Source organism: Oxalicibacterium solurbis, assembly GCF_014635845.1.
GTDB lineage: Bacteria > Pseudomonadota > Gammaproteobacteria > Burkholderiales > Burkholderiaceae_D > Oxalicibacterium > Oxalicibacterium solurbis.
On record NZ_BMDP01000001.1, the window covers coordinates 280357 to 294541 of the forward strand.

The window sequence follows — 14185 nt, forward strand, 5'->3', positions numbered from 1 at the left end:
TCATCATCAGCGTTTCATACAGCCAGCCGTCTCTTGAAGACCCACTTCTGTCCATCGGACGCCGCCGCATCGAAAGCATAGCCTTCGGCATCGAAGGATTGCAGCGCCTGCGGCTGGGTAATTCCCTTCACTGTCGCATAACGCGCCATCAGCCCGCGCGCGCGTTTGGCGTGGAAAGAAATGATCTTGTACGCACCGCCTTTCCAGTCGAGGAAAACCGGCGTGATGACCGGCACCGTCAGCAATTTCGGACGCACCGATTTGAAATATTCCTCGGATGCCAGATTGATCAGCGCCGATGCCTTCACCGCAGCGATCTGCGCGTTCAACGTCTCGGTCACCGTATCGCCCCAGAATGCATACAGATCCTTGCCCGCAGCATTGGCCAGCTTGGTTCCCATCTCAAGGCGATAAGGCTGCATCAAATCGAGCGGCCGCAACAGGCCGTACAGTCCGGATAAAATGCGAAGGTGCGACTGTGCGTAATGCAGTTGTCGATCGTTGAACGCCCTGGCATTCAGTCCTTCGTACACATCGCCGTTGAAAGCCAGTATTGCCTGCTTTGCATTTTTCGCAGTGAACCTGGTGGACCACGCGGCGAAACGTTCCGCATTCAGTGCTGCAAGCGGATCGGAAATGCGCATCAAGCTGGCGATGCGGGCCGGCGGCATCTGTTTGAGAATGTCGACCAGTTCCGCCGAACGCTTGATGAAATCCGGTTTGGTGCTGGTTTCCGTGATGGCGGGCGTTTCGTAATCCAGGGACTTGGCAGGTGATAAGACGATGAGCATGTTACTTTCGAACGAAAAACCAAAACCGCCAATGATACCGAAGCGCGTCGTACTCGACACCAATGTCTGCCTGGACCTGTTCGTCTTTCGCGATCCGCGCTGGACGATGCTGCTCGATGCATTGCAAAGCGGCCGGCTGGAAGCCGTGACGCGCGAGGACTGTCGTACAGAGTGGCATCTGGTGCTGCGTTATCCGCATCTGAAGCTGGACGATGACAAGCGTACTACAACGATGGCGGAATTCGATGCACTGATCCGCTGTCATCCGATGCCGCAGCAAACGGAAGAAACCGTCAGGCTGCCTCTCTGCAAGGACAAGGATGACCAGAAATTCCTGGAGCTAGCACGCGACATCCGCGCAGACGTGCTGATCACGAAAGACAAGGCGCTGCTGAAGCTGGCACGCAAGACAAGGCGCGACGGCCTGTTCGCCATCATGACGCCGGAAGCGTGGACGCAGGAAGCAGCTATGCCATCTGCCGCAACACTGCAGACGACAACCGGCTAATACTATTGGCCATTCATCACGACATCAGTGCAACTGCTTCAGCTTCTGTTCCACGAAAGCCCGCAACTCGGGCGATAGCGAGCTGGTTTCGCGCGCGCGGGAAAATGCTTCGCGCGCTTCTTCCGTCCTGCCATCCGCCTGCAACGAAATTCCCAGCCCCATCCACCAGATGCCATTCTGCGGCACGGCACGAACGGCCAGCAGATATTGCTCGACCGCTTCCTTCTGCCGCCCTGCGCGCTGCAGCAGCGCAGCGAGGAAAGCCCGATAGTCGGGCTGATCTGCTGCATAAGGCAAACTGTTCTGCAGCGTGATAATGGCAGTCTGTTGCGCGCCTTTCTCCACTTGCAAACGCGCCAGAATCATTGCCATTCCCGGCTGCCGCATATCGATGTCCAGTCCTTCCTTCGCGCGCCGCATCGCCTCGTCCTGCTGTCCTGTCCTCAGCAACAGCGCGATCAACGTCTGACGCGCACCGACATGTGTCGGCACTTCCTGCAGCACGTGCTCCAGCAATGCCGTCGCTTCCGCCGTGCGCCCCTGTTCCGCCATGGCTGCCGCACGGCGATAGTCGTTCTCTGCACGCTGCTGTGATGTCAATGGCCGAATCTGCTTGTCCAGCGCGATTGACGCAGCCGACACCGCCGGCTGTGTGGAAACCGGCTGCGGCGCCACAGGTTTCGCCACTGCCACCGGCAACGACGCAGCGGGCTTCACCGCTTCAGGGCGCACGGGCTGAAGTCGTGCCGGCTTGTCGACGACTTTGGCAGCGGCTGTATCGACTGTTTCTTGAGGCATTACTGAAACGGCGGACACCGCAACCGGCTCAGTCCTGTCGATCGGCTTGTTTTCCGTTTTTTCTACTTTTGCTTGCTGCACATCGTCAGTCGGAAGCGCTGGTGCTTCCGCTGCCACGGCCGCTTCCTGAGTTTCCGATGCCTGTTGTTCCGACATTGGCATCGTCGGCGCAATCTTCAGCGCCAATTGCGGCGGTATCTGTGATGCATCGGCTGGCTTCGCCGATACGACTGCCGATGCGAGAGCAGGCGCGGGAGCTGGCACTGCAGCAGGCCTGAACCACAACCACGCAAGCATGCCCGCCAGCAAAACTGCCAGGACGGCAGCGGCCAGCCAGCCAACATGCCGGCTGCGTACCTGCGGCGCCGCTTTCAATTGCCCCGGCAGAACGCGTGCATCTGATTCTTCTGCCTGGCGCTGTTCCAGCTCCTGCAGCATCTTGTTGATAACGCTCATCGCAAATAGGTCCAGGCAGCGCCGGATACGATCATCAGTAAGGAAACGCCTGCAAGCCAGGACAACCATGGCTGCGCCACGCGATGCGATGCTTCGGTATCGGCCGCGGCTGCGCGGATATGGCGCGCCCTCAATACATGCTGCCCTTCTCCATAGGCAAGCATCATGGTCTTGTGGGCAAGAATGTTGGCCAACCGTGGAATGCCGCCGCTGGCCGCATGCAACGCGCGCACGGCATCGGTGGAGAACAGGCGGCCGCCGGCATAACCGGCGACCTGCAGTCGGTGCGTCACATAAAAATCCAGATCGTCGCGCGACAGCGCCTGCAGGCGATAGTGGAAGGTAATGCGCTGCGCCAGCTGGCGTATGGCCTGCTGCTTCAACTTCGCATCCAGTTCCGGCTGTCCGAACAGTACGATCTGCAGCAGCTTGCGTTTTTCCGTTTCCAGATTGGTCAGCAAACGCAGGGCTTCCAGACTTTCCAACGGCATTGCCTGCGCTTCGTCCAGACACAACAGGACACGCTTGCCATCGCGCGCCAGTTTCAGCAGATGATGATTGATTGCCTTCAGCAACTGATGCTGGTCGACGTCCTTCGCCAATGCGAGCCCCAGTTCATCGGCCAGCGCCAGCATCAGGCTGCGCGGTTCCAGATAAGGATTCGGAATGTAGGCAGTGACGAATCCGTCATCCAGCGATGACAGGAACTTGCGACACAGCAGCGTCTTGCCGGTGCCCACCTCACCGGTGATCTTGATGAAGCCCTCGCCGCTATGCGCGGCGATCAGCAGCGTATTCAGCGCCTGCTGGTATGTCGGGCAGGCAAAGAAGAAACCGGTATCCGGCGTAATGCCGAACGGAAGCTCCTTCAAGCCGAAGTGCTGCTCATACATGCGAGATCATTCCCAGGGCTTGCTTCGCGGTGCCATCGACTGCAACCGTTTCTGCGAATCGAGAACGTCCTGTGCCCAGCTGCCTTCATTCTGGATCACCGTCGGCTTCAGCAGGATGACGAGTTCACGTTTCTCCGTCACCTGATTGGTGTTCTTGACGAAGTTGCCCAACAGCGGCACATCGCCGGCCACTGGTATCTGATCGCGGCCGCTGACGGTGCGCTGACGCATCAGGCCGCCGAGCGCGATGATGTTGCCGTCCTGCGCGCGCACCACGCTATCCGTTTCGGACGTGCTGCTGCTTGCCAGCGGCAGCTTCAGGACGTTCTGCACATTGCCTTGCGTGCCGAGATCGATGACCCGCTCCACCGTCTGCACATCCGTCACCGACGGATGAATATGCAGAATGATGTTGCCCTCTTCGTCGATCTGCGGCGTTACGTCCAGCACCACGCCGGAGAAAAACGGCTGCAGCGTCACGTTCGGCGTCGAAGTCGTCGCCGCACCGGAAACCGATGTGTTGATGTTGTTGCTGACGTTGGTGACGAAGAAATCGTCGGTGCCGACTTTCAGCACGGCCTTCTGGTTGTTCAGCGTCGCGATGCGCGGGCTGGACAGCACATGCACATCGCCCTGCGACTCGAGGAACGAGATCAGGCCGGCAAAATTGCGCGCCTGCAGCGCAAGGCCGAAGAAGCCATTGCCTGTCACTGCGTTGTCGGTCAGGCCGGTGGAAGGAATGCTGCCGATCTGGTTGGTGATCGATGCGCCCTGTCCGGCAGAGGCAAAGCCGCCCGAGATACGCGTATTGCCATGCAGCGCCGACCAGTTGATACCAGTCTGATAGCCATTGCTCAACGTGACTTCCAGAATCTTCGCTTCCAGAATCACCTGCCGGTCGACCGACAGCTGCGTCGCCTTCAGATAGGCCGAGACGTTGCGCAATTCTTCCGGCATCGCACGCACGACGATCACGCCGGACTGCGGGCTGATAACCACGCTGCGGCCGTCGCGACCGCCACCGATGATCGCATCCAGCGCAGTTTTCAGATCAGACCAGAAATCGCTCTGCGTCGTCGTGCTGACCCGGCTGCTTTCGATCGGTGAGAAGCTCTGGCCGGAGCGATTGCCATTGTTGCCATTGTTGCCGCCGTAGTTGTTGTTCGTGCCGCCGACATTACCGTTGGTCTGGCTTGCATTCAGCGAGCCGGAGATGACACTGGTTTCGGAAACGCCCTTGCGGTTACCCGTCAGATAGTTGACGCGGAAAATGCTGGTCTGCATCGTCAGCGGCTTGATGACGATACGGTTTCCCTCGAGCGAATAATCGTAGCCGTAGAGTTCCTTGATCGCGTCCAGCGCTTCGAACAGCGTCACGTCCTTCAGGTTGGCCGAAATGGTTCCCGTCACGTCCGGATGCACCAGCATGTTGTAGCGCGTGCCGGTCACGATTGCATTGAAGAACTGCGCAGCCGGCACATTGTTGAACGCCAGGCTGAAACGCTCTTCCAGCGGTGCCTTGGGCTTGGGCATCTCGATGTTGAGCGGCGGCAGCAGCGCGGCCGATACCGCATCCGGCTTGGCCGGCTGCACTACCGTCTGCGCAGCTTTTTCCATCTCCGCGTTGATCAGGTCGTAGGTTTCCTTCTTGGAAGTCGGCGCCGCGCAACCGGCGATACAGAGGACCAGAATGGCTAGGGATATTTTTTGCACGCTTGCTACCTTCTCATTTCCGATTTGTCGGGATGCCGATTCCTTGAATCGGATGCCGGCCGTTTTCCAATGCTGGGGAAAAGTTTCAACGTCTGCGATTCACTGCCCGTCCGCAGGACAGCCTCGCTCTCTGTAAGCCGGACCAGCGTCGCCTCGCCGTAACGCTCGCCGAGCGCCACGGTTTGCCCGCTGATGACGGCGATCTTGCGTTTGGGCGACAGCAATACCGACTGCAGCACCGGTCCGCCGGCCGGTTCGGCATCGCCGCCCTGCATCCATTGCTCAGGCGGGCGTGTCGGATCGCGCAACTGCGCCTGCGCCGCCGTCGCTCCCAGCAAGCCGATCAGACCTGCTGCCACTGCGCATACACGCCAATGCCGCATCACAGATTCAGCCATTTCTTGTCCAGACTCAATGTAAAGAGCGTCAACGTCAGCGTCGCCTGCCGATCGCCATCAGTCTTCAACTGTGCGTTTTCCCAGAAGACGCGCCACGGCATTTTTTCCAGCGCTTTCACATAGGCCAGCATGTCGAGATAACCGCCCTGCACCGTCAGCTCCACCGTGTGCTTGTAGACTGCATCGACATCGTCGCCAGCGCTGGCGGTCTGTGCAGGCTGCTGGCCGCTCTTTTGCTGCCGCGCCTGAATTTCCGCGACCGATTCATTCAGCCGCGTAACAGGCAGCGATTTAAGCGAAACGAGCTGCAGCTTGTCGTTCTTGCGCAGCATGCTTTCCAGCAGATCGGCGATCTTGTCCGGCGAAACCAGTTCCTGTTGCAGGCTGCCCAACGAATCGCGCATGCCTTGCGCGCGCTGCGTCAATGCCTCCAGTTGCGTGCGCGCTTCCTGGTTCGGATCGTTCTCCTGCAATTTGACGCGCTGCTGGATCTGGTTCTGGATATCAGCAATCTGTGCCTGCTGCTGGCGGATCTGTTGCGACAGCTTCGCCTGCTTCGCATATTGCGGATCGAGCAGCACCGCATTGATCAGCGTGACAAGGATCAGCACCGCGACCGCGAAGATGATCGCCCGCTCGCGCAACGTCAGCGCATCGATCCTGAGCGCCAGTTTCTGCCAGGACTGTTTCATTGCCGGCCTCCTTCCGATGCCGCCTTGATGCCGGACGAATGCAGGCTGAATTCGATATAGGAAGCCGCTTTCTGTTTTTCGTCCGATGCCGCTGTCTTGTTATCGGGTTTCGGCAATTGCATTTCCAGCGTCGAGAAGGAAGCACCCTGCATCACCGGCTCCGTCTTCAGGCGCGACAGATAGGCTGGCACAAGCTCTGGGCGCAAGGTATTGCCGCGAATCGCGATATCGCTCGTACCCTGTATCGTGAAGCCCGTCAGCCAGATGCCGTTGCCGATCTGCCGAGCAAACGCCGTCATGTAATCGGCATAACCGACGGTGTTGCCGAACTCACCCTTTTCCAGCAAGTCCGCCACCTGCTGCAACGATTGCACCTCGGCCTGCTTGCGCAGCAAGCGTGCATCCAGTTCCGCATCCTTGCCCTTGACCGCATAGGCAGTCGTCACCCGCGCAAGCTGGTTCTGTGCCTGCTGCAATCGGCTGGCCGTCGCCGTCTGTTCCTTTTCCAGTTTGGATACCTGGAAAGCGGAATAAGCAGTCAGCAGCAATGCGCCGATCAGGATGATGCCCAGCCCCTGCACCATCGTCAGCGCGGAAAAATGCTTTTCCTGTTTCAGGAAAATCGGATTGAACAGATTGATCTGCTGGCTCATAGCACCGCCTCTTCACGACGCAGTGCCGCACCCAGCACCATGAAATAGCGCTGCTGCATCTCTACCGATTTCAATTCCGGCACCTCGTCCATATCGAGCACGCTTGCCAGATCGAGCGTCTCGACAGGGATATACAAATTCTCGGACAAGTAGGTCGACAAACCTGCCGCCGCACCGCTCAACGGCGCCAGTACCAGCTTGGCCAGCGTGACGGTGTGATACTGGCGATCAAAGTGATCGAGCGAACGCTGCAGTTCCAGCGTTACGCGACCGTAGCAGGCATTGCGCTCCTCTTCGCTGTCCTGCCCCAATTGCGCAAACGGGATATCGATGCGACGCGACAGATACAGTTCGCCATCGCACGTCATCGTCAGCAACCCGCCCTGCGCATCGAACGACAGCATGGCAATGCCGCGGCCTTCCGGCTCGATCAGCTTGGCGATATTGCGCTGGGCCATTTCGGGAATATCGATGACACGCAGAGATACGCGTGCATCGCTGAACAATGTTTGACGCTGTTCGATCAACTGATTGCGCGCCGCCACTGCATACATCGAATGATTGCGATTGCCTGCATTTCTGTCGCGCGGCACATCCAGCACATCGATGGTGGCATCGTCGATATGGAAATCCAACATGTCCTTCAAGCGCCAGCGGATTGCCGTCTTCAATTCATCGGCAGGAACGTTCGGCGCTTCGACAGACAGCAGTTGATATTCGTTGCCGCAAAGCAAGTTTATGCAATCGTATTCGGCGCGCAGTTCCTTGGCGATTTTCGCCAGCAAATCCGCTACCGATTGCCCGCCCTTCAGAGCATACGTTGCGATGATTTCAACGGTCGGCTGTTCCGCAGATGCATTGCCGATACTGGCGATGCAAATACCATCCGCCTGTATCGAAACAACCAGCCTCCCTGCTGTTTTCCTTTTCTTTTGGAACCAACTCATACCGGCATCTTTGTCGAGAACTGCGTGAAATTAGGTGATTAAATTATTGATGTCAATCAATTTGCCCGACGATGCGGGAGACAAAATCAATTAACAACGCATTGTGAATTTTGGTTAACTAATAAAGCTCACGAAGGTAAATAATCGGACCGCTTTTGAAGACGCCGAAGGTTGCTCTTGCTGTCGGATCGTCATCGTAATTCGGGCCGCCCCATGCTCCCTGAAGCCACGGCATGCCTGCGGATGTCGTGGCGGCACAAATCGTCCCTGGCGTGGTGTCACCGGCCAGATCCGTACATATATCGATGCTGGTTTTACCTGGTGTTGTCGGCTTGTTCAGTGCAATAGAACCAACACCTTTTGAAATGTTGGAAATGTTCAATGTGGCGCCAGGAGTCGTCTTGAAGTTAGCCGGCAGAAGCGTCGTGCAACTGTCATCCGTATTGGTGATGAAGCCTTTGGTCTTGTCCCAGTACTCCACCCGCATCGGTATCGACAGCGTGTTTTGCGGCGCCCCGTTCGCATTCAGCAATTTCAGACGGCCGAATCGGATGATGGTCGGCAGGGAAAAGACCTGCGTAGCATCGACTGTCGTACTGTTATGCTGAGTAATCCTGACGCCATCCGGATCCGTGATGCTCACACTCCATCTGAAATTCTCGTATGAACCGTCAGGTGTGCTTTCCCTGGAAAATTGATATGTGCCGCTTCCGCTGTATTGCCCTTCCGTCCAGACACGGGGCGGCAATGCAGGAGCAAAACGCACGATCCTGTCGATACCATCCGTATCTACTCCGGATATTGCGAGAGTCGCCAACTGCGGAAATTGCGTGCCTGATGCAACCGGCGTGTAACGGGACAACACAACATCATTACGACTCAGTGCCTTCGCAGACAATGCCACCTGCATAGGCTGCCCCATGTAAGTGAACGATTGCCCTGGCGAGCCAGGTGTGCAAGCGGCAGTAAGCGATGCTTCTACAGCATAGTGATGCGGCCTGAATCTGCCTTTCGGTGCGGTTTCATCGTTACCGACCAAGCAGCCGTATTTCCCGTTGGTTTTCTTATTCGTTGCAGAACCGGGAATGCAATCTCCTTCGTTGTCGTGTACGACGTTCCCGGCCGTTCCCGTCACCTGATCCACATTCGTAAATACCGCATCGGTTACTGCCCCCGTGAGGAAAGCAATACTTCCAACATCGTCGTATTTGAAGGTTCCCGATGCAACGCCATTGGCAGCGGCCGCCCCAAAGGTTCCTGCCAACATATCCGACGACTGCAAATTGGCACCGGTGTGATCGCGCACCTTGGTTTCATCAAAAACCGGCGTGCCTGCATAACCTGTCGGCACTGGTGTTGGCGTAGCGTCGACATTGAAAGACTCCCCAGCCGGATAAGAAGAGCTGCACGCGGTAGGCCCTGTGCAGTCCGCGATTGTGGGTGTAGTCAACTGGAAGGATTGCGGTCGTATCGCAAAATTATCACGCGAACAGCTCGGCAAGGCGCTTCCTCCCGAACCGGCAATCACACGCACGCGTACGTTCTTTTGCGCCTTGTTGACCGTGAAATTCACCGTCTTGGCCGATTCGTTATTGAACGCAATCGATGCCGACTCCGGCGTGATGCCGGCAGCCGTGTTGTTGCATTGCCCTCCGCCGGACACATCCTGATCGATGAGACTCACCGTCACATTGCCGTTATACGGCGCGGGATTCCCGCTCGCATCGCTCGGCCGCAAATCCAGACTGAACGGCTGGCCGACGAGTTTCGTATAGATCGGCGAACCCGGTGCCTTGCCCGGCTCCACCACATCGAATGAACAGGCCGATGAAAAATGCACGACGCAATTCGTCGCATTGCCGTTGCCGTCCATGCAGACCGTACCATTGGTCGCTGGCGGCGACGAAGCAGTGCTACCGCCGATATTGACCGTTGCATTGACCGGACTGCCCTGGCTCAGGGTTACTTGCGTCTGGCCGTTGAAGAAAGTCAGCAGATTGCCGGACGACCAGCTCGATGTGCCGTTGGATGTGACATTGGCAAGATTGACCGTCACCTTGCCTACATACAGGCTGGAGCAATCCGAATTGGCGCAAGCCTTGACCGTCACCGGTGCAGCACCGCATGAAGTCGTCGGATGATCGATCTCGATGTGATGCAGACGCTCCAGCGTCACGGAACACACTTGCAGATGCGTGAATTCATGGACGTTGCTGTTACCGCCAGTAGAGCCAGTGAACGACAAACTCCAGTTCGTGGGCACTGCAGCCTGCCCCTGCTGTGCCTTGGCATCGAAAGACGAAATCAGCGTCGTGTAATTGCTGCCGCTGCCGCTGGTATCTCGCTCCACTTTCGTGTAGGCATGCACGCTATCGCTATGATCCACCGTGATGCGATAACGGTATCCCGGGCCGGGGTTCGAAGAAGTCGTGTCGATGCCGGTTCCTAATGAACCGGTGGTTCTCAGATATTCGTATCCATCGAAATCCGAACCTGAACCACGGATCGTAACCGCATCCGCCCGTTGTCCTGGGCCGCCGGAGCGTCCCTCGGTCGGATTCGAAAAATTGCCGAACTCGTCCAGCGCCACACCCAACCAGCCGCCGGAAAAACCGGCATGCGTCGTATCGCCTCCGGCAGACGTCCGCTTGGGCGCATACCCCAGCGATCCGCCAAACGCGCCAGCGATGGGCGGCTTGGAAGCATCCGACAACACCATTGCAATACCGTCTGCACCATTGCCGCCATAGGCATAGTGGTTGAACTCCACGACGATCTTGTTGCCCGCACCGGGGAAGATTCGCTGCAACGTCGCGTAAGTCGAAGCCTGGGTCGAGTTATCCGTCAGGCGCAAGCGGCCACTGATGATACGTGGATCACCGAAGCTCCCGCTCTCGTGGCCGACGGACCAGTTTGCTCCCGGCGCACCGTTCGGACGGTCGAAATCGTCGATGTAGCATTCCGTCGCCGCGTTGGGGTCGATCGTGTAGGTTTCACCTTGAACGGGCAATCCAGTCAACTGATTTCCGGTCTGGTCCGTGACGCCTGAACCAGACTGCATGTTCAAACGGATTGTTCCAGTCGTACCGGTCACGGTTCCGGTCGTTGCCGTTATCAACCAAGTGATGCCATCTCCTTCATCCACAGCAGCCGTTACATTTGCCGTGCCGCTTAAGCCACTACGCGTTAAAGAAAAATTCGATGGCGATACTCCGGTTACCTTCTTACTGAAAGTCACCCTCCAATCCACACTGGATGCGCTGGTCGGATTGATACCTGCACGCACAATCGAAACCACGCGCGGCTGCTTGCTAATGTTGTAAACCTGTCCGGTGAAATTGCCGTTACCGGCACCTGTTCCGCCAAGGCGACTGCTGGACGAGGAACTGTTTCGAATCGAATCGTTATCAACCAGGTTCAATCCCAATGTTCCATTGGCAAAGTCATCCCCAGTACTGGCTGTCACCGTGTAAGTCGTACCGCTTCCGCCTACACTGGTAATCGCGACATTGCCGGTCAAACCACCATTAACGAGAACGAAATCTGATGCATCAACACCCGTTACGTTGGTACTGAAGATAACGGTCCACTGTACATTCGGTGCCGATGTCGGACTGACATTCGTACGATTGATCGAAACGACCGTAGGAGGGCCAACGACTGTCAACGCATTATTGAAAGTGCGATCATCGTCTCTGCTGTCACTTGAGCAATTACTGCTTCTGTGCGCAGTCAACGTCACGCTATAAGTTCCGGGCGTATTGGGTGCCGTGTAAGAAAATGTCGTCCACCCGTTACCGTTATCAAAATTCGGTGTATTGACGCAAGAAGAATAGGAAGAACTGCCGTTGAACAGCCTGATCGTCGTGCTTCGCCACCTATCGTTGTTGCTGGAGGATGAAACCGACAAAGAAACATCAAAGTCTTCTCCACCGACAACCGTGGCCGACGATGCATTATTGAATTGAGCAAAATTGACTGTCAGATTTGCCCAAGCTGTATTTGATAGCGCCATACCACCTGCCATCAGCAGCATAAATAGTACCCTACGCATCAACACGAAAATGGGGGTGCTCACAACCTCACCTCCAGAATCCGTTTTACGTAGTCAGGATTATTCGACGGCTGATCGCAAGAGTTGTTAACAGGAAAATTGCAGGCAACAGCCTTGATAACCGCCGTGCCTGCTTCACCTTGATCACAACTGACGATGACAGTAAAGCGGGGAATGGTAACCGTGGACAAAGTTGCGCAACTATTGCGTGGTGGCAGCTTTTGATAAACACCCCATTCAATTCCCGCTTTTGCCGCTTGATACGCCCGCACACCTTCGATATCTAGGCTGGAACTCTGATGCTGCGTCGTCGAGATCGTCACCATCGCCACGCCCAATGCAGCCAGAACGATCAGCAGGAAGATCGCGCTGACGAGGCTGAATCCGCGCATGCGGACAGCGTGCATCGTTCTATATATGTGCGTTCTTTTCATCATGGCGTGTTATCCACATGCACCTGATGAAACAAGGTGATCGTGCCGCTATTGGTTCCAGGACGAGCCATTGCGAGCGTAATGCCGAGCAAAGCCTGGCTCGTATTAATGGCACTGTTGTCGTAGGAAAAATTGCAGCTTGTCACACCGCTTGCCAACAACGCTGCTGTTCCGCCTGTTGGCGGAGCCGGTTGTGTCGTACCGATCGTGTATCCCGAATAACGGGTCAACGTATGTGCCGATGGATTGCATTCATACGTAACTGGCGTCGTCACAACCTGAAAACGGTTACCCGGCGAACGAAGCGTACCCGGCGCAGCAAATGGGTTGGATGCCATCGTAATTGTTTTGCTTGCCGTATCGACAGCACTCACTAGTGCCCGATTGTTACAGGTATCGCCACTGCAATATGCATTGGCCGGCTCCTGCCCTGGCCCCAGGTTGTAAATGACGACCCAACTTTCTCCGTTTGAACCATAGGGGATTCTTTCTTCAGAAAAGCCATCGACCACTCTGAAACTTGTATCGTTTGTCGTAAAGCTGAGTACATTTCCTTCAAACGCTATATCGTCCGAATCTGTCAGATAACGCCCGCCAGTACTGGTCAGCAGGAACTCCAGATAATTGTTCCCGCCAGCAGATGTGAGTCTCACGCTGTTTGGCAATGCGCGGCGCACTTCGCGCGAAATACGCCGCACTGCCGTATCGGCCTCGTCCGCCAGTTCCGCGCGCGCGACAAGATCGACATACCCCTGCACCGGCGCACGAATAAAAACTGCCACTGCGGCAGCAACGATGCCCGTGATCACGATAACAACGATCATTTCCACCAACGTGAAGCCACGCTGTGAAACCGATACGAAGTAATCGCGATCGGTTGCTTTCACTCCACGGTCTCCGGCATGTAGCGGGCGCGATAGCCATCCAGCTGAATCGACTCCGAACTGTTCGTTACTGTCACGGTGATATGCAATGCATCATTGGCACTAATAGAGCCCAATGCGGCATTTTGAATAGTTACTTTCGCTCTATAGCCGTCGAGTGTAGTGATCGGATTGCCGTTGATATCATTGATTGCAACGAAATTGCCGGAATTGATCTGAAGTCGATTGAGATTGCTCTCACTGCCCCCTCCATCGACTCCGCCATTGCTCTCTACACAGGAAGGCCCTGCCCCATCACAATTGGTGAATGGCGCCAGCGAAACTTCTTCCATCAAGGCTTCCGCAATCGACAAGGCTTGCTTACGTATCTGCGGATCCGCGCTATTGGCTGTCGTGAAGTTCATCACCAACAGAATGCCTGCAACGGCAACGCTGACGATGACGATAAAAATAACCAGTTCCACCAGTGTGAAACCGGAAGAGGTTTGTCGGGAAGAAAATGCACGGCTATTGATGCACATAGCCTGTTTCCTGCTCGACAAAAAAACTTTGCGTCGTGCCGCCTGTCGTTAAATCGAAGCGCGTTTTTACAAAGGTGGAGGATTCCGTATCGCCTTTGTTGAACGGTTTTCCCAATCCATCAAAATAAAATATTTTGGCTGGACTGATAAGTAGATCGCTACGCGACAAGGTCGCCGATTTACTGGAGGGTAGTAAAACCGATTGAGCACAGGAGTCATCCGCTCCCAGCGATATGCCATTCGGCGTCGTACAGATGTAAATCTTGCCATTACGCGCTACGGCAAGCTTCTGTGCGTAACGCACCATTGACTGTACTTCATCACCAATAGCACGCGCGTCAAAAGTCCCACGATCAAAGAATCGCGGAATGACAAATAACAACAGAATTCCCACCAGAATCAGAACCATGATCAGTTCGACCAGTGTGAATCCTGTCATTCGC

At 56.1% G+C, this 14185-nt stretch carries 14 protein-coding genes; 1 reads left to right on the plus strand and 13 read right to left on the minus strand.

Annotated elements, in window-relative coordinates; genetic code table 11:
- Nucleotides 1-14: 14 nt before the first annotated feature.
- A complete protein-coding gene (gene yaaA, locus IEV40_RS01320; RefSeq protein ID WP_188419170.1) occupies nt 15-791 on the minus strand; it encodes a peroxide stress protein YaaA in 777 nt (258 codons plus the stop codon).
- Nucleotides 792-822: 31 nt separating this feature from the next.
- Here yaaA and IEV40_RS01325 point away from each other — a divergent pair, with 31 nt between their 5' ends.
- Nucleotides 823-1299, plus strand: coding sequence for a putative toxin-antitoxin system toxin component, PIN family (locus IEV40_RS01325; protein WP_188419171.1), 477 nt, complete (start codon nt 823-825; stop codon nt 1297-1299).
- 24 nt (nt 1300-1323) lie between these two features.
- Here IEV40_RS01325 and IEV40_RS01330 read toward each other — a convergent pair whose 3' ends face one another.
- The 12 genes from IEV40_RS01330 to IEV40_RS01385 form a co-directional block, all read right to left on the minus strand.
- Entirely contained in the window at nt 1324-2553 is a 1230-nt protein-coding gene (locus IEV40_RS01330; RefSeq protein WP_188419172.1) for a tetratricopeptide repeat protein, read from the minus strand.
- A complete protein-coding gene (locus IEV40_RS01335; protein ID WP_188419173.1) occupies nt 2550-3446 on the minus strand; it encodes an ExeA family protein in 897 nt (298 codons plus the stop codon). The genes IEV40_RS01330 and IEV40_RS01335 overlap by 4 nt, the downstream gene beginning before the upstream one ends.
- Nucleotides 3447-3452: 6 nt before the next feature.
- Entirely contained in the window at nt 3453-5159 is a 1707-nt protein-coding gene (gene mshL / locus IEV40_RS01340; protein ID WP_188419174.1) for a pilus (MSHA type) biogenesis protein MshL, read from the minus strand.
- 5 nt (nt 5160-5164) lie between these two features.
- Nucleotides 5165-5557: an MSHA biogenesis protein MshK gene (locus IEV40_RS01345; protein ID WP_188419175.1), complete on the minus strand. Its 393-nt coding sequence runs from the start codon at nt 5555-5557 to the stop codon at nt 5165-5167.
- A complete protein-coding gene (locus IEV40_RS01350; protein ID WP_188419176.1) occupies nt 5542-6249 on the minus strand; it encodes a type II secretion system protein GspM in 708 nt (235 codons plus the stop codon). Before IEV40_RS01350 ends, IEV40_RS01345 begins: the two co-directional genes overlap by 16 nt.
- Nucleotides 6246-6902 (minus strand): PilN domain-containing protein, encoded by a 657-nt coding sequence (locus IEV40_RS01355; protein WP_188419177.1) that lies wholly within the window; start codon nt 6900-6902, stop codon nt 6246-6248. The genes IEV40_RS01350 and IEV40_RS01355 overlap by 4 nt, the downstream gene beginning before the upstream one ends.
- A complete protein-coding gene (locus IEV40_RS01360; RefSeq protein WP_188419178.1) occupies nt 6899-7849 on the minus strand; it encodes a type IV pilus biogenesis protein PilM in 951 nt (316 codons plus the stop codon). Before IEV40_RS01360 ends, IEV40_RS01355 begins: the two co-directional genes overlap by 4 nt.
- Nucleotides 7850-7967: 118 nt before the next feature.
- Nucleotides 7968-11885, minus strand: coding sequence for a DUF8613 domain-containing protein (locus IEV40_RS01365; protein WP_188419179.1), 3918 nt, complete (start codon nt 11883-11885; stop codon nt 7968-7970).
- A 38-nt stretch (nt 11886-11923) separates the two neighbouring features.
- A complete protein-coding gene (locus tag IEV40_RS01370) occupies nt 11924-12295 on the minus strand; it encodes a pilus assembly PilX family protein (RefSeq protein WP_229723902.1) in 372 nt (123 codons plus the stop codon).
- Between the two features lie 41 nt (nt 12296-12336).
- Nucleotides 12337-13224: a prepilin-type N-terminal cleavage/methylation domain-containing protein gene (locus IEV40_RS01375; RefSeq protein WP_188419180.1), complete on the minus strand. Its 888-nt coding sequence runs from the start codon at nt 13222-13224 to the stop codon at nt 12337-12339.
- Entirely contained in the window at nt 13221-13742 is a 522-nt protein-coding gene (locus IEV40_RS01380) for a type IV pilus modification PilV family protein (RefSeq protein ID WP_188419181.1), read from the minus strand. The genes IEV40_RS01375 and IEV40_RS01380 overlap by 4 nt, the downstream gene beginning before the upstream one ends.
- Complete coding sequence (locus tag IEV40_RS01385; protein ID WP_188419182.1) at nt 13729-14181, minus strand: pilus assembly FimT family protein; 453 nt, start codon at nt 14179-14181, stop codon at nt 13729-13731. The genes IEV40_RS01380 and IEV40_RS01385 overlap by 14 nt, the downstream gene beginning before the upstream one ends.
- Between the last annotated feature and the right edge of the window lie 4 nt (nt 14182-14185).

Excerpts from the sequence above, each read along its gene's own strand:
- yaaA (WP_188419170.1), bottom strand. The coding sequence starts at position 791 with ATGCTCATCGTCTTATCACCTGCCAAGTCCCTGGATTACGAAACGCCC.
- IEV40_RS01325 (WP_188419171.1), top strand. The coding sequence starts at position 823 with ATGATACCGAAGCGCGTCGTACTCGACACCAATGTCTGCCTGGACCTG.
- IEV40_RS01330 (WP_188419172.1), bottom strand. The coding sequence starts at position 2,553 with ATGAGCGTTATCAACAAGATGCTGCAGGAGCTGGAACAGCGCCAGGCA.
- IEV40_RS01335 (WP_188419173.1), bottom strand. The coding sequence starts at position 3,446 with ATGTATGAGCAGCACTTCGGCTTGAAGGAGCTTCCGTTCGGCATTACG.
- IEV40_RS01345 (WP_188419175.1), bottom strand. The coding sequence starts at position 5,557 with ATGGCTGAATCTGTGATGCGGCATTGGCGTGTATGCGCAGTGGCAGCA.
- IEV40_RS01350 (WP_188419176.1), bottom strand. The coding sequence starts at position 6,249 with ATGAAACAGTCCTGGCAGAAACTGGCGCTCAGGATCGATGCGCTGACG.
- IEV40_RS01355 (WP_188419177.1), bottom strand. The coding sequence starts at position 6,902 with ATGAGCCAGCAGATCAATCTGTTCAATCCGATTTTCCTGAAACAGGAA.
- IEV40_RS01360 (WP_188419178.1), bottom strand. The coding sequence starts at position 7,849 with ATGAGTTGGTTCCAAAAGAAAAGGAAAACAGCAGGGAGGCTGGTTGTT.
- IEV40_RS01365 (WP_188419179.1), bottom strand. The coding sequence starts at position 11,885 with ATGCTGCTGATGGCAGGTGGTATGGCGCTATCAAATACAGCTTGGGCA.
- IEV40_RS01370 (WP_229723902.1), bottom strand. The coding sequence starts at position 12,295 with ATGCGCGGATTCAGCCTCGTCAGCGCGATCTTCCTGCTGATCGTTCTG.
- IEV40_RS01380 (WP_188419181.1), bottom strand. The coding sequence starts at position 13,742 with ATGTGCATCAATAGCCGTGCATTTTCTTCCCGACAAACCTCTTCCGGT.
- IEV40_RS01385 (WP_188419182.1), bottom strand. The coding sequence starts at position 14,181 with ATGACAGGATTCACACTGGTCGAACTGATCATGGTTCTGATTCTGGTG.